This window comes from Streptomyces sp. NPDC058279, from assembly GCF_042881255.1.
Lineage (GTDB): Bacteria > Actinomycetota > Actinomycetes > Streptomycetales > Streptomycetaceae > Streptomyces.
In genome coordinates this window covers 265,125-291,057 of record NZ_JBHVYA010000004.1, presented here as the reverse complement: position 1 = coordinate 291,057, position 25,933 = coordinate 265,125, and the positions used below count along the sequence as shown (strand labels likewise).

The window sequence follows — 25,933 nt, the reverse complement described above, 5'->3', positions numbered from 1 at the left end:
AAGCTGTGCACGGACCGGGGGACGACGCTGTGGACAAAATCACCCGGCCGCCCCCGTTACCCCCCTGACCTGCGCTTTCACCGTTCGCAAGGCGCGCCGGGGAAAAATCTTGGCCACTGTCTCAAGATCGCCTCCAAAGGGGTGCGGAGAACCCCCAAGTCAGGCGACCAGTAAGGATCACAGATGGATTGCGTCCATTACCTGTGGAAGATTAGATTGGGCGTATGAAAGTGGTCTCCACAGCACCCGAAGCGAGCCCGAGACGGCACGACCGCGAGATCCTCGCGCTCGCCCTTCCGGCCTTCGGCGCGCTCGTAGCCGAACCGCTCTTCGTGATGGCCGACAGCGCCATCGTCGGGCACCTCGGCACCCCTCAGCTGGCCGGCTTGGGCATCGCGGCCGCCCTGCTCACCACCGCGGTGAGCGTTTTCGTCTTCCTCGCCTACGCCACCACGGCGGCAGTCGCCCGACGAGTCGGCGCGGGCGACCTCCAAGCGGCCATCCGCCAGGGGATGGACGGGATCTGGCTGGCGTTGTTGCTCGGCGTCGCCGTCGTCGCCGTCTTCCTACCCACCGCGCCGTGCCTGATCTCCCTCTTCGGGGCCTCTGACACCGCCGCCCCCTACGCGGTCACCTATCTGAGGATCTCCGCCCTGGGCATCCCGGCCATGCTCATGGTGCTGGCCGCCACGGGCGTCATCCGCGGTCTCCAGGACACCCGCACCCCGCTCTACGTCGCCATCGGCGGCTTCACCCTCAACGGAGCCCTGAACCTCGCGCTCGTCTACGGCGCCGGCCTCGGCATCGCCGGCTCCGCGTGGGGCACCGTCCTCGCCCAGTACGCCATGGCCGCCGTCTACCTCGCCGTGGTCGTCCGCGGCGCCCGCAGGAACAGCGCCACGCTGCGGCCCGACAGTGCGGGCATACGCGCCTGCGCACAGGCCGGCGCCCCGCTGTTGGTGCGTACCTTGTCCCTGCGCGCCATTTTGATGATCGCGACTGCGGTAGCCGCCCGGTTGGGGGACGCGGACATCGCCGCCCACCAGATCCTTCTCTCGCTGTGGACGCTGCTGGCGTTCGCGTTGGACGCGATCGCCATCGCCGGCCAGGCCATCATCGGCCGCTACCTGGGCGCCGGGGACACCGAAGGGGCCACGGCCCTGTGCCGCCGGATGGTGCGGTGGGGGATCATCGGCGGCCTCGTGCTGGGGCTGCTCGTCGTCCTCGCACGCCCCGTTTTCGTACCACTCTTCACCAGTGATCCCGTGGTGGAGGACACATTGCTGCCCGCCCTGCTCGTCCTCGCCGTTTCCCAGCCGGTCTGCGGCATCGTCTTCGTTCTCGACGGGGTCCTGATGGGGGCGGGTGACGGCCGCTACCTCGCCTGGGCGATGCTGCTGACGTTGGCCGTCTTCACTCCGGCGGCGCTGCTCCTGCCGACGCTCGGAGGCGGTTTGACCGCCCTCTGGTGGGCCATGACCCTGATGATGATGGTCCGCATGGCGACCCTCCGGCTGCGCGCCCGCTCGGGCCGATGGTTGGTGGCCGGAGCGACCCGCTGATACGGCAGGACGTCGTTTCACGTGAAACATCGCTCCGTTTCACGTGAAACACGTCCCAGAACCCCCCCAACGACGAAGGGCCGCACCCCAGCGGGGTGCGGCCCTTCATGCGCAGCACTTAGGCGGCGACGACCTCGACACCCACGTTCGCCAGGACGTCGGCGTGCAGACGCACGGAGACCTGGTACGAACCGAGGGTCTTGATCGGCGAGCCGAGCTCAACGCGGCGCTTGTCGACCTTCGGGCCACCGGAAGCCTCGATCGCCGAAGCGATGTCGGACTGCGTGACGGAACCGAAGAGACGGCCGGCGTCACCCGAGCGGGTGGCCAGGCGCACCTTGACGCCTTCGAGCTTGGCCTTGATCTCGTTGGCCTGCTCGATGGTCGCGATCTCGTGGATCTTGCGGGCGCGGCGGATCTGCGCCACGTCCTGCTCGCCACCCTTGGTCCAGCGGATCGCGAAGCGACGCGGGATCAGGTAGTTGCGGGCGTATCCGTCCTTGACGTCGACAACGTCGCCGGCGGCACCGAGGCCATTGACCTCGTGGGTCAGGATGATCTTCATTAGTCGGTCACCCTTTCCTTATCGCGCGGTGGACGTGTAGGGCAGCAGCGCCATCTCACGGCTGTTCTTCACGGCCGTGGCGACGTCACGCTGGTGCTGCGTGCAGTTGCCGGTAACGCGGCGGGCACGGATCTTGCCACGGTCGGAAATGAACTTCCGCAGCATGTTCGTGTCCTTGTAGTCCACGTAAGCGGTCTTGTCCTTGCAGAACGCGCAGACCTTCTTCTTAGGCTTGCGCACAGGCGGCTTCGCCATTGTGTCTCTCCTGTGTGATCAAGAAGTGGGGATGCGAGCTGCCCTAGAAGGGCGGCTCGTCCGAGTAGCCACCGCCGGAGCCGCCGGAGCCGCCGGAGCTTCCGCCCCAACCGCCCCCGCCGCCGCCCTGCGGCTGGCCACCGGCCGGCGCGCTGGACGCCCACGGGTCGTCGGAGGGTGCTCCGCCGCCCTGAGGCGCGCCGCCACTGGGGGCTCCGCCCCAGTTGCCGCCGCCACCCTGCGGCTGTCCGCCGCCGTACCCACCCTGGCCACCGCGACCCGTGGTCTTGGCGACCTTGGCCGTGGCGTTCTTCAAGCTGGGGCCGACTTCCTCGACGTCCAGCTCGTAGACCGTGCGCTTGACACCCTCACGGTCCTCGTACGACCGCTGCCTCAGCCGGCCCTGCACGATGACGCGCATGCCTCGCTGGAGGGACTCGGCGACGTTCTCCGCCGCCTGCCGCCACACCGAGCAGGTCAGGAACAGGCTCTCGCCGTCCTTCCACTCATTGGTCTGACGGTCGAAGGTGCGGGGGGTGGACGCGACACGGAACTTCGCGACCGCCGCACCCGAGGGGGTGAAGCGCAGCTCGGGGTCGTCGACGAGATTGCCGACGACCGTGATGACGGTCTCGCCTGCCATGGATGAACCTCTCGGCGGGGATTGCTGCTGGGCTGCTGTGCTACTCGTTCCCGATTACCGCTGAACCGAAGTTCAGTGGGTCTCGGGGCGAAGGACCTTGGTCCGGAGAACCGACTCGTTCAGGTTCATCTGTCGGTCAAGCTCCTTGACGACCGCAGGCTCGGCCTGAAGGTCGATGACCGAGTAGATGCCCTCGGGCTTCTTCTTGATCTCGTAAGCGAGACGACGACGGCCCCAGGTGTCGACCTTCTCGACCTTTCCGTTGCCCTCACGGACGACGGAGAGGAAGTTCTCGATCAGCGGGGAGACAGCGCGCTCCTCGAGATCGGGGTCGAGGATGACCATCACTTCGTAGTGACGCATGTGGAACCCACCTCCTTTGGACTCAGCGGCCACGGTCGTTCCGTGGCAGGAGGGTCGTGATGCGTGCGCACGGCGTCCACAGAGCAGACACCGCGCAGACCGTACAGACTACCTGCTCGACTCCTTCCGGTTGAAATCCGGCAGGAGAAGGCCACACTCTGTATCCATCGGGTGTGCACGGTGCTATGCCCCCGGCTCCCCGGAGGCGGCCCCGTTGCACCGCTCTGCGGCAGCCAGGAGGTGCCTTCCGATGGCACAGGCAATGCGACCTCAGTCCTCCATCTCGCTCTTCGCGACCGACGGCAAGCCCCACCCGCTCCAGGACACCCTGATGGCGGTCACCGTGATCCTCGGCGTCGTGGCGTTCGTCACGGGGTTCTTCCACAACCTGCACCTGCTCAGCTCCTGGACGGGGCTGATCGGGATCCTGACCGGCGCGTACGGACAGTTCATCTCCGAGACGACACGCGAGCGCTTCGCGCTGATCATCGGGCTTGGCGCCGCAGCCGTGGGCTTCTTCCTCGGCATGGCGCACGGCGGCCTCTTCGGCGGCTGGCTGGGCTGACCGGGGTACCTCCGCGACAGGGCGCCGCCCGGCACGGGGCGAGCGCCACCCGTCCCCCAGTGGGGCGGCGCCCCCGTCGCAGTAGGCTTCGCGCCATAGCCAGCGAAGCCGCCGGAGGAGCACCCCGCATGAGCCTGTCCCTGAGGACCATCAGCCGAGAGCAGCATCTGGGTTACCTCCAGAGCCTGCCCTCGGCTAGCCACTGCCAGGTCCCGGCGTGGGCCGACGTCAAGAACGAGTGGCGGTCGGAGAACCTCGGTTGGTTCGACGCGTCCGGCGAACTGGTCGGTGCCGCGCTCGTGTTGTACCGCCAGCTGCCCAAGGTGAAGCGGTACCTCGCCTACCTGCCAGAGGGCCCTGTCATCAACTGGTTCGCCCCGAACCTGGAGGAGTGGCTCCAGCCGATGCTGGCCCACCTCAAGCAGCAGGGCGCCTTCACGGTGAAGATGGGCCCTCCCGTCGTCATCCGCCGCTGGAACGCGGCCGCCATCAAGGCCGGTATCCAGGACCCGGACGTCAAGCGGCTGCGGGACGTGGAGGCATCGGTCATCGAGCCCCGCGCCTTCGAGGTGTCCGACAAGCTGCGCCGGATGGGCTGGCAGCAGGCCGAGGACGGGGGCGCCGGCTTCGGAGACGTCCAGCCCCGCTACGTCTTCCAGGTGCCGCTGGCGAACCGCTCGCTGGACGATGTCCTCAAGGGCTTCAACCAGCTGTGGCGCCGCAACATCAAGAAGGCCGAGAAGGCCGGTGTCGAGGTCGTCCAGGGCGGCTATGACGACCTGCCGACCTGGCAGCACCTCTACGAGATCACGGCGGAGCGCGACAAGTTCCGTCCGCGCCCGCTCAGCTACTTCCAGCGCCAGTGGACGGCCCTCAACTCCGAGGACCCGAACCGCATGCGGCTGTACATCGCCACCCACGAGGGGGAGCCGCTGGCCGCCGCCACGATGCTCACCGTGGGCCAGCACGTCTGGTACTCCTACGGCGCCTCCGCCAACCACAAGCGCGAGGTCCGTCCCTCGAACGCGATGCAGTGGCGCATGCTGCGCGATTCGTACGCACTCGGCGCGAGCGTCTACGACCTGCGCGGAATCAGTGACACCCTGGACGAGAACGATCACCTGTTCGGTCTGATCCAGTTCAAGGTCGGCACCGGCGGCGAGGCGGTCGAGTACGTGGGCGAGTGGGACTTCCCGCTGAACAAGGTGCTGCACAAGGCGCTCGACATCTACATGTCGCGCCGCTGACGGCACCCGCCCCATCCACATACACAGCACCGCCGCACCCAGCGGCTTATCGGAGAGGTTCCGGACGGGCATGGCGCTCACGCTCTACGTCGACACCGCGCGCTGGCGTGCGCACCAGAAGCAGATCGCGGACCAGTTCCCCGGCTTGATCCCGGTCTGCAAGGGCAACGGCTACGGCTTCGGCCACGAGCGGCTGTGCGAGGAGGCGACCCGCATGGGCGCCGACATCCTGGCCGTCGGCACGACGTACGAGGCCGCGAGCATCAAGGACTGGTTCGGCGGCGACCTGCTCGTCCTCACCCCGTTCCGGCGGGGCGAGGAGCCGGTGCCGCTGCCGGACCGCGTGATCCGGTCGGTGTCCTCGGTGGACGGCGTCCGCGGCCTGGTCGGTGCCCGCGTGGTCATCGAATGCATGAGCTCGATGCGTCGCCACGGTGTTTCGGAGCAAGACCTGGGACTGCTCCAGTCGGCGATCGAGGACGTGCGCCTGGAGGGCTTCGCCCTGCACCTCCCGCTCGACCGCCCCGACGGTTCCGATGCCGTCGAGGAGGTCATCGGCTGGATGGACCGGCTGCGCGCGGCGCGCCTCCCGCTGCACACCATGTTCGTCAGCCACCTGCGGGTCGAGGAACTGGCCCGGCTCCAGCAGCAGTTCCCGCAGACCCGGTTCCGGGCCCGCATCGGTACCCGGCTGTGGCTGGGCGACCACGAGGCGACCCAGTACCGCGGCGCCGTCCTGGACGTCACGCGCGTGGCCAAGGGGGACCGGTTCGGCTACCGCCAGCAGAAGGCCGCCTCCGACGGCTGGCTCGTCGTGGTCGCCGGCGGTACCTCGCACGGGGTGGGTCTGGAGGCCCCCAAGGCCCTGCACGGGGTGATGCCGCGGGCCAAGGGCGTCGCACGGGCCGGCCTGGCGACCGTCAACCGCAACCTGTCGCCGTTCGTCTGGGCGGGCAAGCAGCGCTGGTTCGCCGAGCCCCCGCACATGCAGGTGTCGATCCTGTTCGTGCCCTCCGACGCCACGGAGCCCAAGGTCGGTGACGAGCTGGTGGCACACCTGCGCCACACGACCACGCAGTTCGACCGGGTGGTCGACGCGTAAGCCCGCTCAGAGCCGGGGCCCGACGCCCCACTCCACCCTTCGTGCCTCCGGGGGCGTCGCGTCACGCGGCGCCCTCGCCGCGTCGGACAGCGTGAAGACGTCGGGTGCCCCGTCCAGGACCCCGCCGGACGGGTCGTCCGAGCCGTCGCGCCGTACGACGTCCCGCTCGGGCAGCAGGATGTCCCGTACGACCACCGCGCAGAGGTAGAGGGTCGCCAGCAGGTGGAGGACGATCGCCAGCTGGTACCCCTCGACCGGCAGGCCCTGGTGCTTTTCTCCGCTGGTCGTGTAGGCCAGGTAGAACCAGATCCCGAGGAAGTACAGGACCTCACCGGCCTGCCAGATCAGGAAGTCCCGCCAGCGCGGACGGGCGAGCGCCGCCAGGGGGACGAGCCACAGCACGTACTGCGGCGAGTACACCTTGTTGGCCAGGATGAAGGCCGCGACGACGAGGAAGGCCAGTTGCGCGAAGCGCGGCCTGCGGGGCGCCTTGAGGGTGAGCAGCGCGATGCCGGCGCAGAGCAGCAGCGTGAGGCAGGTGGCGTAGGTGTTCGCGCCGGTCAGGGGGTTGCCCGAGCGCTGGGAGATCAGCAACCACACCGAACCGAAGTCGATGGGCCGTTCCTGGCTGAAGGTGTAGAACTTCTTCCAGCCGTCCCAGGCGAAGTACATGACCGGCAGGTTCACCACGAGCCACGCGCCGGCCGTGCCCGCCGCGGCCGCCCCGAACGCCCGCCATTTCCCGGCCCGCAGGCACAGGACGAAGAGCACGCCGAGCAGCAGTACCGGATAGAGCTTGGCCGCTGTGGCCAGCCCGACGAAGACGCCGAAGAGCACCGTGCGACCACGGGACCACATCAGCATCGCGACGGCGGTCAGGGCGAGGGCCAACAGGTCCCAGTTGATCGTCGCGGTGAGCGCGAACGCGGGTGCCAGGGCGAGCAGCAGGGCGTCCCACGGCCGTCGGCGGTGAGTGCGGGCGACACACACGGCGATGACGGCGGCGCAGATCATCAGCATCCCCGCGTTGACCATCCAGTACATCTGCTCGCGGTGCTGCATCGAGCCGCTGCCGGGGGTCAGCCAGGAGGCGATCTGCATGAAGAGCCCGGTGAGCACCGGGTACTCCAGGTACTCCATGTCACCCGGGAGCCGGTCCCAGTAGGGAGTCAGGCCGTCGGCGAAGCCCCGCACGACGTACAGGTGCGGGATGTCGGAGTAGCAGGCGTGGGTGTACTGGGAGCCGGCTCCCCGGAACCACGCCCAGTCGTAGCACGGCACCTTCTGGACCATGCCGAGCGCGAACATGCCGAGCGCGACGAGGACCACGACGCGCACGGGCGTCAGCCAGTGGCCGCCCAGCCGGGCATGGCGGCCGAACGGCCCGCCGATGAGCTCACTGCCGGCGGCGGCGACCTCGTCCTGCTGGGTCGGCAGAACGGGCCGGTCCTCGTGCACCTTCGTCATGGGGCTCATCCTGCCGTACCACGCCGGGCACGCACGAGGGCCGCCGCACGGTGTGCGACGGCCCTCGTCGAGCGGAGCGCGGGGTGGATCAGCCCCCGGTGCCGAGACTGGTGCCCCAACTGGTGCCGCCCGGGCGACCCGGTTTGCCGGTGGCGGGCGGCGACGGCGACCCGGAGGTACCTCCGTCGGCGCCGCTGCTGGTTCCCGTGTCGGTGCCTCCGCTGGGATCCGGCGGGCACAGCTTCCACGGCTGGCAGGTCGGCTTGCCGCCCTTCGAGGGGGACGGAGAGACCGAGGCCGAGGGGCTTGCCGGGGGCGTGGACTGGGACGCGGAGGGCGAGGGGGTGGGCGCCGCCGGAGTGGCGGTGGGGGCGCCCGGCGCGTCCGCGACCACGCCGATGTCATCGGCCTCAGGGAAGTCCTTGACGGGCTTCCCCTTGAGCGCTTCCTTCATGTACTCGGTCCAGATGGTGGCGGGGATGTCACCACCGTGGATGGAGTCGATGCCACCGACGCCGTTCATGGACTGCAGCCCCTGGTCGGGCTTGCTCGGGTCGCTGCGGAACAGGGTGACCGCGGTGGAGAGCTGCGGGGTGTAGCCGACGAACCAGGCCGACTTGTTCTTGTCGGTCGTACCGGTCTTGCCGGCCACGGGCCGTCCCAGCTTCTTCGCCTTGTTACCGGTTCCCTCGGGACTCTCGACGACGTTCTTGAGCACCTTGGTGATGTTGTCCGCGATGGAGTTGTCCATGGCGCGCTGCGGCTTGGAGGCCTCGAACCCCGGCAGGACCGTGCCGTTCTTCTCGACCTTGGTGACCGAGTAGGGCTCGTGGTGGGTCCCCGACGCGGCGAAGGTGGCGTACGAGTCGGCCATCCGGATGGCACTGGGGGTGGAGGTACCGAGGGCGAAGGAGGCGTTGTCGTTCGGGTCCATCGACTCCTTGAGGATGCCGGTGGAGGCCGCCACTTCCCGCACCTTGCTGTGGCCGACGTCGAAGACGAGCTGGGCGAAGGGGACGTTGATGGACCTCTCCATCGCCTCGTTCAGCGTGACGTAGCCGAAGGCCGTCTCGCTCTCGTTCTTCTGCCGGAACGGTGTGCCGTCCTTACCGAGCAGGGGCTTGCCGTCCCGGTCGTTGATCACCGTCTTGTCATCGGCGTTGTACTTGCTGTCGGCCGAGATGCCCACGCCCTTGGACTTCTTCGTGCCGTACTCCATCGCCGCCGCCAGCACGTACGGCTTGAAGGTCGAGCCGACCGGCACACCGCTGGTGTTGGCGTTGTTGTTGAAGTACTTCTTGTCCATGCCGGGGCCGCCGTACAGGGCCACGATGGCCCCGGTGTTCACGTCGACGGAAGCGGCGCCGAACTGGACGAAGGTGTCCGTCTGGGGCCGTGCCTTCTCGTCGATGAAACCGTTGCGGGTGTCCTCGACCGCCTTGGCCAGGGCGTCCACCTTCGGCTTCTCGAAGGTGGTGTGGATCTGGTAACCACCGCGGGCCAGTTCGTCGGCACCGATGTTCAGCGTCTTCATGACGTACTGCTTGGCCGTGTCGACCAGATAACCGGTCTGGCCGGACAGGCTGCGGACCTGCTCGGCTTCGACACGCTGGGGGAACGTCGTGTACTTGGCCCGCTCGGTCGGGTCCATCCGGCCCACCGCGACCTCACGGTCCAGCACCCAGGCCCAGCGCTGCCGGGCGCGCTTCTCGTTCAGCTCCGGGGTGGCAGCCGAGCCGATGCCGCCGTCCGGGTTGTAGAGGTTGGGCCCCTTGAGCATCGAGGCCAGGAACGCGCATTCCGAGGGGTCCAGCCGCTCGCTGTCCTTACCGAAGTACGCGCGGGCGGCGGCCTGGATGCCGTAGGCGTCCCGGCCGTAGTAGGCGGTGTTGAGGTATCCCGCGAGGACCTTGTTCTTGTCCACCGTCACACCGAGCTTTATCGCGATGAAGAGCTCGGTCACCTTTCGTTTCAGCGTCTGGTCCGAGCTGAGGTAGGTGTTCTTGACGTACTGCTGGGTGATGGTCGACCCACCCTGGGTCGCGCCGCCCTTGGCCATGTTCACCACGGCGCGGGCGATACCCATCGGGTCGACGCCCTTGTCCGTCTCGAAGGTCTCGTTCTCCGCCGCGATCACGGCGTTGCGCATCGCGAGGGGGATCTGATCGATGGTGACGATCTGGCGGTTCATCGAGCCGCCGGTGGCGACCATCTGGGAGTTGTCCTCCCAGTAGAAGACGTTGTTCTGTGCCTGCGCCGCCTTGTTCTCGTCAGGGGTGTTGACCATGGCGATACCGATGCCGGCGCCGGCGATGATCACCGCGAAGAAGCCGAGGATCGTACCGCTCACCAACTTCCAGGACGGCATGAAGCGCAGCCAGCCGTCCTTGTCGGAGCGTGGGTAGTTGACGAGCCGCTTGTCCGGCCGTCCCTTGCCTCCCGCACGCCCGCGGCCCGCGGGCCCTCTCTGGGTGGCTCTGCGCGCGTCGGCCCGGCTGCCGTGGGGAGGCTGGGCTCCTCCGTTTGGGCCACTGCGTGAGGCCATGGGGACGTCACGTCCGGCCGCGGGACCATGGCCCGGGCGCTGCTGCGCGGCCCGGCGGGACGCGGCACGCCCGCCGCCTTGGGGCTGCTGCGGCGGTTTGCGGCGGTGCTCGCTCATCGAACGACTACTCCTCGGGCAGGCGAGTGGCCTGGAAGCGGCGGTTACATTCCGGTTCCCCCGGTGTCATGCGGCAAAGAGTACGCAGGGTCAAAACCCAATCAGTGCCGAAGTTCACCCCAAATCCGGCAACTTGCATCGTACGAATTGGTGATGTGACGCCGGTCACCACCCCACCACTTGTCGCCGCGAGCCGCCCGCTCTATCGTCTGGATGTATCGAGTCGATACATCAGCTCGACATAAACTCGGAGCCGGAGGAGGGCAGGCGGGATGAGCAGGCGCTCAGGCATCCTCGAGTTCGCCGTCCTCGGCCTGCTCCGCGAGTCCCCCATGCACGGTTACGAGCTGCGCAAGCGGCTCAACACCTCGCTGGGAGTCTTCAGAGCGTTCAGCTACGGGACGCTCTACCCCTGCCTCAAGACGCTGGTCGCCAACGGCTGGTTGATCGAGGAACCGGGCAACGCCCCGGAAGACGCGCTCGCCGCTTCGCTCGCGGGCCGCCGCGCCAAGATCGTCTACCGGTTGACGGCCGCGGGCAAGGAGCACTTCGAGGAGCTCCTTTCCCACACCGGCCCGGACACCTGGGAAGACGAGTCCTTCGCCGCCCGGTTCGCCTTCTTCGGTCAAACCGAGCGGGAAGTGCGCATGCGCGTGCTGGAGGGCCGCCGCAGCCGGCTGGAAGAGCGTCTGGAGAAGATGCGCGCCTCGCTCGCACGCACGCGGGAGCGGCTCGACGACTACACCCTTGAGCTGCAGCGGCACGGAATGGAATCCGTGGAGCGCGAAGTGCGCTGGCTGAACGAGCTCATCGAGAGCGAGCGGGCGGGACGGGATCAGAGACGACCCGGGCCGCCCGACGAAACTGCAAAGTGAGGTCTGCATCTCGCAGACCTCGTCCGAGAACAAACAGGGAGCAACCGGAATGGGTTCGGTTCGCGTAGCCATCGTCGGCGTGGGCAACTGCGCCGCCTCGCTGGTGCAGGGCGTCGAGTACTACAAGGACGCCGACCCGGCGGCCAAGGTCCCCGGTCTGATGCACGTCCAGTTCGGCGACTACCACGTGAGTGACATCGAGTTCGTCGCCGCGTTCGACGTCGACGCGAAGAAGGTCGGCCTCGACCTTTCGGACGCCATCGGCGCCAGCGAGAACAACACCATCAAGATCTGTGACGTCCCGAACACGGGCGTCACCGTGCAGCGCGGCCACACCCTGGACGGTCTGGGCAAGTACTACCGCCTGACCATCGAGGAGTCCGCCGAGGCTCCGGTCGACGTGGTCCAGATCCTCAAGGACCGCCAGGTCGATGTCCTGATCTGCTACCTGCCCGTCGGCTCCGAGGACGCGGCGAAGTTCTACGCCCAGTGCGCCATCGACGCCAAGGTCGCCTTCGTCAACGCCCTCCCGGTCTTCATCGCCGGCACCAAGGAGTGGGCGGACAAGTTCACCGAGGCCGGTGTCCCGATCGTCGGCGACGACATCAAGTCCCAGGTCGGCGCCACCATCACGCACCGCGTGATGGCGAAGCTGTTCGAAGACCGCGGTGTCCGTCTCGAGCGCACCATGCAGCTCAACGTCGGCGGCAACATGGACTTCAAGAACATGCTCGAGCGCGACCGCCTCGAGTCGAAGAAGATCTCCAAGACGCAGGCCGTCACCTCGCAGATCCCCGACCGTGAGCTCGGCGAGAAGAACGTCCACATCGGCCCGTCCGACTACGTCGCCTGGCTCGACGACCGCAAGTGGGCCTACGTCCGCCTCGAAGGCCGTGCCTTCGGCGACGTCCCGCTGAACCTCGAGTACAAGCTCGAGGTGTGGGACTCCCCGAACTCCGCCGGTGTCATCATCGACGCCCTGCGCGCCGCGAAGATCGCCAAGGACCGCGGCATCGGTGGCCCGATCCTGTCCGCGTCGAGCTACTTCATGAAGTCGCCGCCGGTGCAGTACTTCGACGACGAGGCGTACGCCAACGTCGAGAAGTTCATCAAGGGCGAGGTCGAGCGCTAACCGGCTGCGGCCCCACGCGTTCACAAGGAGCACGCGACGTCCGACTCCTCCGGGACCCCTGGTCGTCGACTGTTCTTCCGCCGAGGGTCCCCGGGCAATTGTGCCCGGGGACCCTCGGCGTGTGTGACCCTTGCCCTCATGCCTGTCGTAGGTGATCTGCGCGTACTCCTGCGCCTGAGGGACTTCCGCAATCTGTTGACCGTACGGCTGCTCTCCCAGGCCGCCGACGGTGTCTACCAGGTCGCGCTCGCCACCTACGTGGTGTTCTCGCCGGAGAAGCAGACCTCACCCGCGGCCATCGCCTCCGCGATGGCGGTGCTGCTCCTGCCCTACTCCGTCATCGGGCCGTTCGCCGGAGTGCTGCTGGACCGCTGGCGCCGCAGACAGGTCTTCCTCTACGGCAACCTCCTGCGGGCCTTTCTCGCCTGCGTCACCGGCATGCTGATCGTCGCCCACGTCCCCGATTGGCTGTTCTACGCGTCGGCCCTGTCCGTGACCGCCGTCAACCGCTTCGTGCTCGCCGGGCTGGCCGCCTCGTTGCCCCGCGTCGTCGGGTCCGGTCAGTTGGTGACCGCGAACGCCCTCTCGCCCACCGCGGGAACCCTGGCCGCGACAGCGGGCGGGGGACTGGCCTTCCTGATCAGACTCCTGGCCGCCGACTCCGACGCGCTGGTCGTACTGTTCGGCGCCGTGCTGTACCTGTGCGCCGCGCTCGTCTCGCTACGCCTGGCCGTCGGTCTCCTCGGCCCCGATCACCCCCCTGGCAGGTCACACCCCTCGCTCGCCCAGGCAGTGACCCTCACCGTGCGGGGCATGGCCGAAGGACTCCGGCACCTGGCCGGCCGCCGTGAAGCATCCCAGGCGCTCACCGCGATGACCTTGATGCGGTTCTGCTACGGGGCGCTGCTCGTCACCCTGCTCATGCTCTGCCGCTACTCCTGGTCGGACGACGAGTCCACCGGGTTGGCGCTGCTGGGCGTCGCGATCGGCGCCTCGGGCGCGGGGTTCTTCGCCGCCGCCGTCGTCACGCCGTGGATGGTGAACCGGCTGGGCACCCGCGGCTGGATGACCCTCTGCGCCGGAGGCGCGGCCTTCCTGGTCCCGACGCTCGGCCTGTTCTTCGCACCCGGACCGATGCTCGTCGCCGCCTTCGCCCTGGGCATCGCGACCCAGGGCGCCAAGATCTCCACCGACACCGTCGTGCAGTTCCAGGTCGACGACGAGTTCCGAGGCCGGGTCTTCTCCGTCTACGACGTGCTGTTCAACGCCGCGTTCGTGGCGGCGGCAGCGGTCGCGTCACTGATGCTCCCCGCCGACGGCCGGTCCGTTCCCCTGGTGGTGGGTGTGGCGGCCCTCTACGCCGCCACGGCGGTGCTTCTCCTGCGGCAGGGCCGACGCCCCGCCCCGGGCGCTCCCCAGTAGCCACGAGGGAACGGGGTCGCCCGATGTTTCACGTGAAACGGTCGCGATGTTTCACGTGAAACATCCGCCGTTTCACGTGAAACATCGGTCCGGACACCGCCTCACGACTGCGAGGCCCACCACTCCTTCAGTGCCGCCACCGCCGCGTCATGTCCCATCGGCCCGTTCTCCAACCGCAGCTCCAGCAAGAACGCGTACGCCTTGCCGATCACCGGGCCGGGGCCGACACCCAGCACCTGCTGGATCTCGTTGCCGTTCAGGTCGGGCCGGATCGCATCCAGCTCCTCCTGCTCCTGGAGCTGCGCGATCCGCTCCTCAAGGCCGTCGTATGTCCGGGAGAGCGCTCCGGCCTTGCGCTTGTTGCGCGTGGTGCAGTCGGACCGGGTGAGCTTGTGCAGGCGCTCCAGCAGCGGACCCGCGTCACGGACATAGCGGCGCACCGCCGAGTCGGTCCACTCCCCGTCGCCGTACCCGTGGAAGCGCAGGTGCAGCTCCACCAGCCGGGACACGTCCTTGACCATGTCGTTGGAGTACTTCAGGGCGGTCATGCGCTTCTTGGTCATCTTCGCCCCCACCACCTCGTGGTGGTGGAACGAGACCCGGCCGTCGCTCTCGAACCTGCGGGTCCGGGGCTTGCCGATGTCGTGGAACAGGGCGGCGAGGCGCAGCACGAGGTCCGGCCCGTCCTCCTCCAGGTCGATCGCCTGCTCCAGCACCGTCAAGGAGTGCTCGTACACGTCCTTGTGCCGGTGGTGCTCGTCACTCTCCAGCCGCAGGGCCGGCAGCTCGGGCAGTACCCGGTCCGCCAGACCGGTGTCCACCAGCAGCCCGAGGCCCTTGCGGGGGTGCGCCGAGAGCAGGAGCTTGTTCAGCTCGCCCTGCACCCGCTCCGCCGAGACGATCTCGATCCGCTCGGACATCGCCTTCATCGCCGTCACGACCTCCGGGGCGACCTCGAAGTCGAGCTGCGCGGCGAAGCGGGCCGCGCGCAGCATCCGCAGCGGGTCGTCCGAGAAGGAGTCCTCGGGGGTGCCGGGAGTGCGCAGGACGCCTTCCCGGAGGTCCTCCAGGCCACCGTGCGGGTCCACGAACTCCTTCTCCGGCAGCGCGACGGCCATCGCGTTCACCGTGAAGTCGCGGCGAACCAGATCCTCCTCGATGGAGTCGCCGTAGGACACCTCCGGCTTGCGCGAGGTGCGGTCGTACGACTCCGAGCGGTACGTGGTCACCTCGATCTGGAAGTTCCGGTCGGTGTCCTCGACGCGGGCCAGCTTCTGCGCACCGACCGTGCCGAAGGCGATACCCACGTCCCACACCGAGTCGGCCCAGGGCCGCATGATCCTCAGCACATCCTCGGGGCGGGCGTCCGTGGTGAAGTCGAGGTCGTTGCCGAGACGCCCGAGCAGCGCGTCGCGTACGGAGCCACCGACCAGGGCGAGGCGGAATCCGGCCTCTTGGAAGCGGCGGCCGAGCTCGTCGGCGACAGGGGCGACGCGCAGCAGTTCACTGACCGCTCGGCGCTGCACCTGACTCAGGGCACTGGGGGTGTCTTCATTGGCGTTCGGCACAACAGAAAAGGGTACGTGGCCCGCCCGGCGCGGGCCGCCGCGTTTTTGCGGCCACCCCGCCCCACCTCGCCCACGCCCCGGAGCCGATCATGTGGAGCAAGGCGCGGCACTCGCGCACAGCGCGTCTCGTTACCATGCGTGGACGCACAACCGACGACCACTGACACTTCGAGGGACGGGCGAACGCGTGGCCGAGGCGGCAGACATCCAGGGGGCAGCCGCCCCTGCCCGGCGCCGCTGGCTGCGGCGGGCAGTCGTCCTGCTCGCCGGCACGCCGGTTCTCGCCGCACTGGTCTATGCCCCCGCCCCGCCGGCCCAGGCCGCCGACTCCCCCGTCGACGTCCAACTGCTCGAGGTGTCACCCAACGCTCCTGTGAAGAGCGACACCCTCACCATCTCCGGCAGCGTGGTCAACAACAGCCGCGAGGCGATCAAGGGCGCACACGTCGGACTGCGCGTCGGTCCCGTCGTGGGTGACCGGGCGTCCATCGACGAGGTGGCGGACCGTACCGGCTTCCGGGCCGGCGTGGATCCGGGGGAGATCGACCCGGCATACGCGGTCAAGATCGACTCATTGCCCTCGAAGGCCGGCCGGCAGTTCACCATCAGCGTCCCGGTCGCCAAGCTGGACCTGGGCACGGACGGCGTGTACCAGCTGGGCGTCTCACTGTCGGGTGAGACCGACAGCCGACCGTACGAGCAGGTGCTCGGTATCCGGCGGACGTTCCTGCCGTGGCAGCCCGAGGCCGCCGCGAAGCGTTCCTCCCTCACCTACGTGTGGCCCCTGATCTCCACCACCAGGGTCACGGCGGAAACCGGCTCCGACGAGTCGCAGACGCCCGTCTTCCTCGACGACTCCCTGGCCAAGGAGCTGGCGCCGGGAGGCCGCCTGGAGCGAATGGTCTCCCTCGGCAAGGACCTGCCGATCACCTGGGTCATCGATCCGGACCTGCTCTACACGGTCGACGCCATGGCCAAGGGCTACCGGGTCCGCAACCCCGACCCCGATGGAAAGCCCCTGCCCGGCAGGAGCAGGGCCGTGGCCGAGCAGTGGCTGAGCGCCCTGGAAACCGCGGTCCAGGGCAAGAAGGTCGTCGCGCTGCCCTACGCCGACCCCGACCTGGCGTCCCTCGCCCACCACGGCAAGGACGTCTCGGGCACCCTCGGCCAGCTTCGACCCGCCACCGACAAGGCGAAGCAGGCCGTGGAGACGGTCCTGCACGTCACCCCGTCCACCGACTTCTCCTGGCCGGTGAACGGTGCGATCGACCCGTCGATCGTCAATGTCGCCACCTCTGCCGGCGCCCACAACGTCCTCACCCGCAGCGACAGCCTGCAGGAGACGGGCGCCCTCGGATACACCCCGACGGCCGCCCGTCCCATCGGCGCGGGCGCGACCGCGATCGTCGCCGACGCCGAACTGTCGACGGCTTTCGAAGGCGACATGCTCAACGCGAGGGACTCCACGCTCGCCGTGCAGAGGTTCCTGGCCCACAGTCTCGCCCTCAACCTCCAGGGCGGTGACGAGCAGCGCAGCTTCGTCGTCACCCCGCAGCGGATGCCGACCGCCAGCCAGGCCGACTCCATGGCAGCCGCCCTCCGGGGCCTCCAAGGCGGCCGCTGGACCCAGCCCGCCGACCTGGAGGCCGCGGCCTCCGCCAAGCCCGACCCCGGCGCGGCCACGCAGGTACCGGGCGCCGGCCAGTACCCGGAGGCCCTGAGCCGTCAGGAACTCCCGGTGTCGGCGTTCGAGAAGATCCGGACCACACAGGACACCCTCGACCGCTTCAAGGTGATCCTCGCCGCGCCCGAGCGCGTCGAGATCCCCTTCGGCAACACCACGAACCGGGAGATGTCCACCTCCTGGCGCGGCCGGCCCGACGAGGCCGAGCGCTATCGCGACCAGGTGCAGGACTACCTGATCGGGCTCACCGAGAAGGTCAAGGTCGTGCCCAAGTCCGACGCCACCTTGTCCGGGCACAGCGCGATCATCCCGGTCAGCGTCCAGAACAGCCTCGTGCAGGACGTCCACAACCTGGTCCTGCGGGTGAAGTCGGCCAATCCCACCCGCCTGATGTTCGGTGACAGCGGAGTGTCCGAGCAGGACGTGACCGTCCAGGCGGATCACAGTCAGACCCTGAAGTTCCCCGCGAACGCCACCGCGAGTGGTCCCGTCGAGGTCACCGCGCAGTTGTTCACGAAGGACGGCGTCCCCTACGGCAAGGAACAGAAGTTCACCGTGGAGGCCACCGAGGTCACTCCCACCGTCATGCTCGTCATCGCGGGCGGCGTTCTCCTCCTCGTACTCGCGGGCATCAAGATGTACGCGAGCCGCAAGCGCGCGGCGGCCCGGGCGGCGACCGAGGAGAGCACGCAGCCGAGTGACGAGTCCCCGGACACCGGACCGCAAAGCACAAGCGGGTCCGGCACGGGTGAGACAGTGGACCGTTAAAGCGATGCCGTGGCCGGTCGGCCTGGGGACGATGAGGTGGGGTTTCGATGAACGCGCCGTACGACGGTGACCGCGCGCAGGGCACTGGTGGGCCGGCGCCCTCCCAGGGCACCGCGCCGGGCGCCCCGGTACCCGGGCAGGCGTCAGCGCCGGCGTCCGCGCCGGATCACGACCCGTATGTCCAGGACGCCTACGACTACGACCCGTACCGGTCGCAGGACCTGTCGGCTCAGGACCCGGTGGCGGAGGTCCTGTACGACCGGGCCGCGCACCCCCCGCCGCCGCCGGGCACCTACCGCGAGCCGGGGCCCCTCTACGCCGCTCCCCAGCCGCCCTCGTACGGCGGTCCGGACGCGCGCGTCTGGGCCCAGACCCCGCCGCCCGAGCCGGACGGCCCGTCCCGCCACCTGCCCTACGGCGACCGCCCCACGACGACCGAGTTCGTCGGGGTGGACTCCCTGGTGACCAAGGCCGCCGACGAGCAGCCGGCACCGGATGCCTTCGCACACCTCTACCGGGACCAGGAGGCGGCCCCGCAGATCCCCGCGGAGGAGCCCCCCGTCGCCGTCCCGGCGCCCGCCAAGCCGGCCGGGAAGGCTTCCGGCCTGCTGAAGTCCAGCGCCCTGATGGCCGCCGGCACGATCGTGTCCCGCATCACCGGCTTCCTGCGCACGCTCGTGATCGGCACCGCGATCGGTGTCACCACCCTCAACGACAGCTACCAGGTCGCCAACACGCTGCCGACGATGATCTACGTGCTGGTCGGCGGCGGCGCGCTGAACGCCGTCTTCATCCCGCAGCTGGTCCGGGCGATGAAGAACGACGACGACGGCGGCGAGGCGTACGCCAACCGGCTCCTGACGCTGGTCGTGGTGTTGCTCGGCGCGGTCACCACGGTCTGTGTGCTCGCCGCCCCGCTGTTCATCGGCATGATGTCGCAGAAGATCGCCGACGACCCGCACCGGATGGAGGTGGCGGTCGCCTTCGCCCATTACTGCCTGCCCACCATGTTCTTCATGGGCGTGCACGTGGTGCTCGGTCAGATCCTCAACGCTCGCGGCCGTTTCGGCGCGATGATGTGGACCCCCGTCCTCAACAACATCGTCGTCATCGCCACGTTCGGAGCGTTCATCTGGGCGTTCGGCGGCTTCACCAGCACCGGCATCGACGAGGCGAGCATCACCCCCGAGGGCGTCCGGCTGCTCGGCCTGGGCACCCTGCTCGGCCTCACCGTCCAGTCCCTGGCGATGATCCCCTACCTGCGTGACGCCGGATTCAAGCCGCGCCTGCGCTTCGACTGGAAGGGGCACGGACTCGGCAAGGCCGCCGGTCTTGCCAAGTGGACGTTCTTCTTCGTCCTGGCCAACCAGCTGGGCCTCATCGTGGTCACCCAGCTCGCGACCTGGGCGGGCGACGTCGCCCACTCCCAGGGCCATGACGGCACCGGCATCGCCGCCTACAACTACGCGCTGCTGCTGTGGCAGATGCCCCAGGCCATCATCACCGTCTCGGTCATGACGGCGGTCCTGCCCCGTATCTCCCGCTCGGCCCACGACGGCGACGTCGCCGCCGTCCGCGACGACATCTCCTACGGCCTGCGCACCTCTGCCGTCGCGATCGTGCCCTGCGCCTTCGCGTTCCTGGCGCTGGGCGTCCCGATGTCCACCCTGCTCTACGCCGGGTCCGGCGCGGCGACGGCCCAGAACATCGGCTACATCCTGATGGCCTTCGGCCTCGGGTTGATCCCGTACTCCGTGCAGTACGTCGTCCTGCGCGGCTTCTACGCCTACGAGGACACCCGGACGCCCTTCTACAACACCGTGATCGTCGCCGCCGTCAACGCGGGCGTCTCGGCCCTGGCCTTCTTCGTCCTCCCCGAGCGTTGGGCCGTCGTCGGCATGGGCGCCGCCTACGGTCTCGGATACACCGTCGGTGTCGGCGTCGCCTGGCGGCGGCTGCGCGCCCGCCTCGGCGGTGACCTGGACGGGGCGCACGTGATGCGCACCTACACCCGTCTGATCGGCGCTTGTGTCCCGGCCGCGGTCGTGGCGGGCGCGGCCGCGTACGGGGTCACCCAGTGGCTGGGCAGCGGCGCCATCGGGTCGCTCGCCGCCCTCGTGGCCGGCTTCATCGCCTTGGCGGCCGTTTTCCTCGCCGCCGCCAAGCGCATGCGCGTGGAGGAACTCAACGCGATGGTCGGTATGGTCCGGGGACGTCTGGGGCGCTGATGCGCAGAGCCGCCGGCGGTCCGACCCTCCTTCGCGTGTCGTGCGGAGCGCCGGACTGTGGGCACAATTGGCATGGCTTCGCAGACTGGCCGACAGCGCGCAACGGATGGGGAGGCAGGGACGACGGTGGCGGAACGTAGCACAGCTGCCGTCGACGTGGCCGACAACAGCGGCGATGAGCCGCTGACCGCGGAAGCGGGCAAGGCCACGGCCGACGGGGTGGACACCCAGAACGACCGAGCCGCGGACGGATCCATGCGCGAAACGGACGGCGAACGCAGAACAGCCGCTCCCGTGGCAGCGCCCGAACTGCACAGCGGCCACAAGCTCGCCCGGCGCTACCGCCTCGAGGAGTGCGTCACCCGTCTGGACGGATTCAGCAGCTGGCGTGCGATGGACGAGAAGCTGCGTCGTGCCGTCGGAGTCCATCTGCTGCCCGCCGACCACCCCCGCGCCCGGGCCGTCCTGGCCGCGGCCCGCTCCTCGGCACTGCTCGGCGACCCCCGGTTCGTCCAGGTCCTCGACGCCGTGGAGGAGAACGACCTCGTCTACGTCGTGCACGAGTGGCTGCCCGATGCCACCGAACTCACCGCCATCCTCGCCGTGGGGCCCCTGGAGCCCCACGAGGCGTACCAACTCGTCAGCCAGGTGTCGCAGGCCATGGCGGCGGCCCACCGCGAAGGGTTGGCGCACCTGCGCCTGACCCCCAGCGCGATACTGCGCACCTCCACCGGCCAGTACCGCATCCGCGGCCTCGCCGTGAACGCCGCCTTGCGGGGCATCACCAGCGACACCCCGCAACAGGCGGACACGGAGGCGATCGGCGCACTGCTGTACGCGTCCCTCACCCAGCGCTGGCCGTACGAGACGGACGCCTACGGTCTCACCGGCCTGCCCAAGGGCGTCGGCCTGATCGCCCCCGACCAGGTGCGCGCCGGAGTGCACCGGGGTCTGGGGGAACTGGCCATGCGCGCCCTGGCCAATGACGGGGCCACCGCCTCGCGCCAGGAACCCGCCTGCACCACCCCGGAGGAGCTGGCCAAGGCCGTCGCCGCGATGCCCCGCATCCGGCCGCCGGAGCCCGCCTTCACGGCCCCGCCCGAGTACCAGCACACCACCTATCAGCAGGGCAGCTACGGCCGGCACCCGGCGACCGGCCTGCCGACCGTGCAGAGCCTCCCCGTCACGCCCCCGCCACCGTTGCAGAGCCGTACGGGCCGCGCCCTCAAGTGGGGTGTCGCGGCGCTGCTCATCGCCGCCCTCGGCCTCGGCAGCTGGCAGCTCGCCGACACCCTCCTGGACCACCGCGGCAACCAGGGCGGCAACGGCGGCAGCACCGGCAATTCGCAGTCGTCCGGGACGGGCGACACCAAGAAGAACCCCGACCCCGTCCCGCTGCAGATCAAGACCGCCGAGGAGTACTACCCGGACGGCTTCCCCCAGAACACGGACGGCGCCGGGAACAGTTACGACGGCGACCCTTCCTCGTACTGGCGCACCAAGGCGTTCAACGACGGCCCCGATCTGGGGTCGTACAAGGCGGGCGTCGGCCTCGTCTACGACCTCGGGTCCGAGCAGCAGGTCAGCGTCGCCTCGATAGCGTTCAAGTTCGGTGGCGACCACACCACTGCCGCGATCTACGCGGCACCGAACATGTCCTCGTCGACTCCGCTCAAGTCCATGCACAAGATCGCCGGCGGTACGACGTCCGGCACCCAGCTCACCCTCAACGCCGAGGCCCCGGTCAAGACGCGTTACGTGCTCCTGTGGATCACCGCCATGCCGAAGTCGGGGGCGTACGAATACAGTGGCGCCGGCTACAAGCAGGCCATCACCAACGTCGTCCTTTCCGGGCCCAAAAGCTCCTGACCCGGACCCGGGTGCGCGGACAGGACCGTGAGGGCGACCCCCCTCGCGGTCCTGTCCGCTAGCGTGCCGTACCGCAACGCCTGCTCCACACGCTTCACTCTGGGCACGGCTCCCACCAGGAGGGGAACATGAAGCCTGCGGCTGACGACCCCGAGCGGGCCGAGGACCGAGAGCTGTTGGCAGCACACGTCGCGGGGGACCCCGATGCCTTCGGCGAACTCGTGCGCCGGCACCGCGATCGGTTGTGGGCCGTGGCGCTGCGCACGCTCGGGGACCGGGAGGAGGCCGCCGATGCCGTACAGGACGCGCTCGTCTCCGCCTACCGGGCCGCGCACACGTTCCGCGGCGACTCCGCCGTCACCACCTGGCTGCACCGGATCACCGTCAACGCCTGCCTCGACCGGGCCCGTAAAGCGGCCTCCCGCCGGACGGCGCCCCTCGATGACACAGACCGGCTGGAGCGGCTCCTGGAGCCCCACGAGTCCGCCGAGGCTCCCGCCGAACGCCAAGACCTCCACCGCCAGCTACTGGCCGCCCTCGCCACCCTCCCGACCGAGCAGCGGGCCGCGCTCGTCCTGGTCGACATGCAGGGATATCCCGTCGCCGAAGCCGCGCGCGTCCTCGACGTCGCCGTGGGGACGGTCAAGAGCCGCTGTGCGCGCGGCCGGGCGAAACTGCTCCCGCTGCTCACTCATCTGCGCTCGAATGCCGTGGATAACACCGCCGCCGAGCGGGGAAGGAACCGGACGCCGGGGCCATCCGTCCCACCAGCGGCAGCAGCCAGGCAGTCAGACCCAGACGCATTGAAGGGCGGAGGTGGACGACCGTGAGCCCCACAACCGGCACGACTGGCACGACCCGGCACCCGGACGTCGCGGAGATCTCCGACCTGACCGAGGGGCTGCTCTCCCCGGCCCGCACCGCCGCCGTACGCGGCCACGTCGACGGCTGTCCCCTGTGCGCCGACGTCCTCACCTCCCTCCAGGAGATCCGCGCCCTGCTCGGCACCCTGCCCGGGCCGAGCCGGATGCCCTCCGACATCGCGGGCCGTATCGACGCCGCTCTCGCCGCCGAGGCCCTCTTGGACTCCACCTCCCGACGTACCGCGCCGGCGCCCGCGCCCCCGCAGCGCGATGTTTCACGTGAAACATCGCCGTCGGCCCCCGTCCGACCCGTGGGTCACCCGACCGGCCCCACCGGGCCGGGCCGTCGCCGGGCCCGGCGACGGATCGCGGTGCTCGGCGGTCTCGTCGGAGCCGCCGCCTGCGCCGTGGGACTCTTCCTGTCCGGCGCCCTGGACGGCAGCTCGCACCACGACACCGCCGCCCGCACCGGCACCTCGGCCACCACCGGCCCCCGCCCCTCCGACGACGCTCTCTCCGCCCAAGGGCTCCAGGACAGCGTCCAGCGCCTCCTCGCGTCCGGCGCGAAGCCGCAGAGCAAGCCGGAAGAGAGGAACAACACGGAGGGGACACAGAACGTCTCCCCCAACATCGCCCCCGACGACCGGCGGGCCCCTCCCGTTCCGCCCTGCGTCCAGCGGGCCACCGGCCGCGCCGACGCCCCGCTCGCCGCCGAACACAGCACCTACCAGGGCACCGACGTCTATCTCGTCGTCTTCCCACACGCCGGGGACCCCGCCCGAGTGGACGCCCTCGTCGTTCCGAGCGGCTGCGCCGACACCCCTTCGACGGCCCCGGGCACACCACTGCTCAGCGGTACGTACGCCCGTCCTTGACTCGTTCAGGTCCGAGCCGCACCCGGCCGGGAATGCGCGCGCCGTAGGATCCGTTGGGTGGGGTGAGAGTCCACACCGGCCCCCCGGTAAGCAGCACGCAGTCCGCAGAGACGAGGAACGAACCCGTGAGCGACGTCCGAAACGTGATCATCATCGGCTCCGGGCCGGCCGGTTACACGGCCGCCCTGTACACCGCACGCGCTTCGCTCAACCCCCTCGTCTTCGAGGGTGCCGTCACCGCCGGTGGTGCGCTGATGAACACCACCGAGGTCGAGAACTTCCCCGGGTTCCAGGACGGCATCATGGGCCCCGACCTCATGGACAACATGCGGGGTCAGGCCGAGCGCTTCGGCGCGGAGCTCGTCCCCGACGATGTCGTGGCCGTGGACCTCACCGGTGAGATCAAGACCGTCACCGACACCGCCGGCACCGTGCACCGCGCCAAGGCCGTGATCGTGACCACCGGTTCCCAGCACCGCAAGCTCGGCCTGCCCAACGAGGACGCCCTCTCCGGACGCGGCGTCTCCTGGTGCGCCACCTGCGACGGGTTCTTCTTCAAGGACCAGGACATCGCCGTCGTCGGCGGCGGCGACACCGCGATGGAGGAAGCGACCTTCCTCTCCCGGTTCGCCAAGTCGGTCACCATCGTCCACCGCCGTGACAGCCTGCGCGCCTCGAAGGCCATGCAGGACCGCGCCTTCGCCGACCCGAAGATCTCGATCGCCTGGGACAGTGAGGTCGCCGAGATCCACGGCGAGCAGAAGCTCTCCGGTCTCACCCTGCGCAACACCAAGACCGGCGAGACCTCCGAGCTGCCCGTGACCGGCCTCTTCATCGCCGTCGGACACGACCCGCGCACCGAGCTGTTCACCGGCCAGCTGGACCTGGACGACGAGGGCTACCTCAAGGTCGACGCCCCCTCCACGCGTACCAACCTCACCGGCGTCTTCGGTGCGGGCGACGTCGTGGACCACACCTACCGTCAGGCGATCACCGCCGCCGGCACGGGCTGCTCCGCCGCCCTCGACGCGGAGCGCTATCTCGCCGCCCTCGCGGACGCCGAGCAGGCGCACGCGACCGTCTGACCCTCGCACCACCCCCACCCCTTCACCCACACCCCGCAGGAAAAAGGAGGCCGCTGTGGCCGGCACCCTCAAGAACGTAACCGACGCCAGCTTCGACGCCGACGTCCTCGCCGCCGACAAGCCGGTCCTGGTTGACTTCTGGGCGGCTTGGTGCGGCCCGTGCCGCCAGATCGCCCCGTCCCTGGAAGCCATCGCGGCCGAGTACGGCGACCAGATCGAGATCGTCAAGCTCAACATCGACGAGAACCCGGACACGGCCGCCAAGTACGGCGTCATGTCCATCCCGACGCTGAACGTCTACCAGGGCGGCGAGGTCGTCAAGACCATCGTCGGTGCCAAGCCGAAGGCCGCCATCCTGCGTGACCTGGACGGCTTCGTCGTAGCCAAGACCGTCTGACGTTTCACGTGAAACGGGGCCGCTCCCACCGGGAGCGGCCCCGTTCGCATATCCGACGGCCCTGCCTCACAGCGGACGCAGCGCCGGCTCCTTGCGCGCCCGTGCCCCGCCCAGCAGGCGGTCCAAGGCGAGTTCCACATCTTCCTTCCAGGACAGCGTCGAGCGCAGTTCCAACCGGAGCCGGGGGTGCACCGGATGCGGCCGGACCGTCTTGAAGCCCACCGACAGTAGATGGTCCGCCGGAAGCAGACAGGCCGGTCGCTCCCATCGCGCGTCGCCGAACGCCTCGATCGCCCGGAACCCCCGCCGCAACAGGTCCTTCGCCACCGTCTGGACCATCACGCGTCCCAGGCCCTGCCCCTGATAGCCCGGCATGATCCACGCCGTGATGAGCTGGACCGCGTCAGGAGAGACCGGGCTGGTCGGGAACGCCGTCGCACGCGGCACGTAGGCAGGCGGCGCGTACAGCACGAAACCCACGGGAACGTCGTCGACATAGACGATCCGGCCGCACGATCCCCACTCCAACAGGACGGCGGAGATCCACGCCTCTTTCTCCAGCTCAGCGTTTCCCGCCTGCACGGCGGCCTCACCACTGACCGGATCCAGCTCCCAGAACACACAGGTCCGGCAACGCCGGGGCAGGTCCTGGAGGTTGTCCAGCGTGAGCGGTACCAACCGACGACCCATACACGCATCGTATCCGCTACGACAAAGAGGCGAGCCGTACCGGCTC

At 69.2% G+C, this 25,933-nt stretch carries 22 protein-coding genes; 14 read left to right on the top strand and 8 right to left on the bottom strand.

All coding sequences use genetic code 11. From position 1 onward, the window contains the following. The first annotated feature begins 224 nt into the window (after positions 1–224). Positions 225–1,562, top strand: coding sequence for an MATE family efflux transporter (locus tag ACFVXJ_RS11100; RefSeq protein ID WP_389661434.1), 1,338 nt, complete (start codon positions 225–227; stop codon positions 1,560–1,562). A 118-nt stretch (positions 1,563–1,680) separates the two neighbouring features. Here the strand turns inward: ACFVXJ_RS11100 and rplI are convergent, their stop codons facing one another. From rplI to rpsF, 4 genes are all read right to left on the bottom strand, one after another. Continuing rightward, positions 1,681–2,127: a 50S ribosomal protein L9 gene (rplI, locus tag ACFVXJ_RS11095; RefSeq protein ID WP_361312876.1), complete on the bottom strand. Its 447-nt coding sequence runs from the start codon at positions 2,125–2,127 to the stop codon at positions 1,681–1,683. Between the two features lie 18 nt (positions 2,128–2,145). Beyond that, positions 2,146–2,382, bottom strand: coding sequence for a 30S ribosomal protein S18 (gene rpsR / locus ACFVXJ_RS11090; RefSeq protein WP_005315025.1), 237 nt, complete (start codon positions 2,380–2,382; stop codon positions 2,146–2,148). A 43-nt stretch (positions 2,383–2,425) separates the two neighbouring features. Continuing rightward, entirely contained in the window at positions 2,426–3,025 is a 600-nt protein-coding gene (locus tag ACFVXJ_RS11085; protein ID WP_361312874.1) for a single-stranded DNA-binding protein, read from the bottom strand. A 72-nt stretch (positions 3,026–3,097) separates the two neighbouring features. Next, entirely contained in the window at positions 3,098–3,388 is a 291-nt protein-coding gene (rpsF, locus tag ACFVXJ_RS11080; RefSeq protein WP_004950685.1) for a 30S ribosomal protein S6, read from the bottom strand. Positions 3,389–3,638: 250 nt separating this feature from the next. Here rpsF and ACFVXJ_RS11075 point away from each other — a divergent pair, with 250 nt between their 5' ends. The 3 genes from ACFVXJ_RS11075 (at position 3,639) to ACFVXJ_RS11065 (ending at position 6,302) form a co-directional block, all read left to right on the top strand. Beyond that, entirely contained in the window at positions 3,639–3,953 is a 315-nt protein-coding gene (locus ACFVXJ_RS11075) for a hypothetical protein (RefSeq protein WP_361312873.1), read from the top strand. A 128-nt stretch (positions 3,954–4,081) separates the two neighbouring features. Beyond that, positions 4,082–5,200, top strand: a complete 1,119-nt coding sequence (locus ACFVXJ_RS11070; RefSeq protein ID WP_190185563.1) for a peptidoglycan bridge formation glycyltransferase FemA/FemB family protein — start codon at positions 4,082–4,084, stop codon at positions 5,198–5,200. A 70-nt stretch (positions 5,201–5,270) separates the two neighbouring features. Beyond that, positions 5,271–6,302 (top strand): alanine racemase, encoded by a 1,032-nt coding sequence (locus ACFVXJ_RS11065; protein WP_389661433.1) that lies wholly within the window; start codon positions 5,271–5,273, stop codon positions 6,300–6,302. A gap of 6 nt (positions 6,303–6,308) precedes the next feature. Here the strand turns inward: ACFVXJ_RS11065 and ACFVXJ_RS11060 are convergent, their stop codons facing one another. Both ACFVXJ_RS11060 and ACFVXJ_RS11055 read right to left on the bottom strand, forming a co-directional pair. Further along, positions 6,309–7,769 (bottom strand): glycosyltransferase family 87 protein, encoded by a 1,461-nt coding sequence (locus tag ACFVXJ_RS11060; protein WP_389661432.1) that lies wholly within the window; start codon positions 7,767–7,769, stop codon positions 6,309–6,311. A gap of 88 nt (positions 7,770–7,857) precedes the next feature. Beyond that, positions 7,858–10,431: a transglycosylase domain-containing protein gene (locus ACFVXJ_RS11055; RefSeq protein ID WP_389661431.1), complete on the bottom strand. Its 2,574-nt coding sequence runs from the start codon at positions 10,429–10,431 to the stop codon at positions 7,858–7,860. Between the two features lie 272 nt (positions 10,432–10,703). On the opposite strand from ACFVXJ_RS11055, the gene ACFVXJ_RS11050 reads away from it, so the two are divergent. The 3 genes from ACFVXJ_RS11050 to ACFVXJ_RS11040 all read left to right on the top strand — a co-directional run bounded on the left by ACFVXJ_RS11050 (position 10,704) and on the right by ACFVXJ_RS11040 (position 13,860). Beyond that, positions 10,704–11,306: a helix-turn-helix transcriptional regulator gene (locus tag ACFVXJ_RS11050; RefSeq protein WP_358891489.1), complete on the top strand. Its 603-nt coding sequence runs from the start codon at positions 10,704–10,706 to the stop codon at positions 11,304–11,306. A gap of 49 nt (positions 11,307–11,355) precedes the next feature. After that, entirely contained in the window at positions 11,356–12,438 is a 1,083-nt protein-coding gene (locus tag ACFVXJ_RS11045) for an inositol-3-phosphate synthase (protein WP_389661430.1), read from the top strand. Between the two features lie 138 nt (positions 12,439–12,576). Next, positions 12,577–13,860: an MFS transporter gene (locus ACFVXJ_RS11040; RefSeq protein WP_389661429.1), complete on the top strand. Its 1,284-nt coding sequence runs from the start codon at positions 12,577–12,579 to the stop codon at positions 13,858–13,860. Positions 13,861–13,961: 101 nt separating this feature from the next. Here ACFVXJ_RS11040 and ACFVXJ_RS11035 read toward each other — a convergent pair whose 3' ends face one another. Beyond that, a complete protein-coding gene (locus ACFVXJ_RS11035) occupies positions 13,962–15,428 on the bottom strand; it encodes a CCA tRNA nucleotidyltransferase (protein WP_389661428.1) in 1,467 nt (488 codons plus the stop codon). 187 nt (positions 15,429–15,615) lie between these two features. Here ACFVXJ_RS11035 and ACFVXJ_RS11030 point away from each other — a divergent pair, with 187 nt between their 5' ends. The 7 genes from ACFVXJ_RS11030 to trxA all read left to right on the top strand — a co-directional run bounded on the left by ACFVXJ_RS11030 (position 15,616) and on the right by trxA (position 25,197). Continuing rightward, on the top strand, positions 15,616–17,880 hold the full coding sequence (locus ACFVXJ_RS11030) for a DUF6049 family protein (protein ID WP_389661427.1): 2,265 nt from the start codon (positions 15,616–15,618) through the stop codon (positions 17,878–17,880). A 47-nt stretch (positions 17,881–17,927) separates the two neighbouring features. Further along, positions 17,928–20,108, top strand: a complete 2,181-nt coding sequence (murJ, locus tag ACFVXJ_RS11025) for a murein biosynthesis integral membrane protein MurJ (protein ID WP_389661426.1) — start codon at positions 17,928–17,930, stop codon at positions 20,106–20,108. Positions 20,109–20,234: 126 nt separating this feature from the next. Then, positions 20,235–21,977 carry a protein kinase family protein gene (locus ACFVXJ_RS11020; RefSeq protein ID WP_389661425.1) on the top strand — a complete coding sequence of 581 codons (1,743 nt, stop codon included), beginning with the start codon at positions 20,235–20,237 and terminating at the stop codon, positions 21,975–21,977. A 128-nt stretch (positions 21,978–22,105) separates the two neighbouring features. Next, a complete protein-coding gene (gene sigM / locus ACFVXJ_RS11015) occupies positions 22,106–22,807 on the top strand; it encodes an RNA polymerase sigma factor SigM (protein WP_389661424.1) in 702 nt (233 codons plus the stop codon). Continuing rightward, positions 22,804–23,715, top strand: a complete 912-nt coding sequence (locus ACFVXJ_RS11010; RefSeq protein ID WP_389661423.1) for a hypothetical protein — start codon at positions 22,804–22,806, stop codon at positions 23,713–23,715. The genes sigM and ACFVXJ_RS11010 overlap by 4 nt, the downstream gene beginning before the upstream one ends. 125 nt (positions 23,716–23,840) lie before the next feature. Continuing rightward, a complete protein-coding gene (gene trxB, locus ACFVXJ_RS11005; protein WP_361312853.1) occupies positions 23,841–24,800 on the top strand; it encodes a thioredoxin-disulfide reductase in 960 nt (319 codons plus the stop codon). A 55-nt stretch (positions 24,801–24,855) separates the two neighbouring features. Next, entirely contained in the window at positions 24,856–25,197 is a 342-nt protein-coding gene (gene trxA, locus ACFVXJ_RS11000) for a thioredoxin (protein ID WP_389661422.1), read from the top strand. Positions 25,198–25,263: 66 nt separating this feature from the next. Here trxA and ACFVXJ_RS10995 read toward each other — a convergent pair whose 3' ends face one another. Then, a complete protein-coding gene (locus ACFVXJ_RS10995) occupies positions 25,264–25,887 on the bottom strand; it encodes a GNAT family N-acetyltransferase (protein WP_389661421.1) in 624 nt (207 codons plus the stop codon). Positions 25,888–25,933 lie beyond the last annotated feature (46 nt).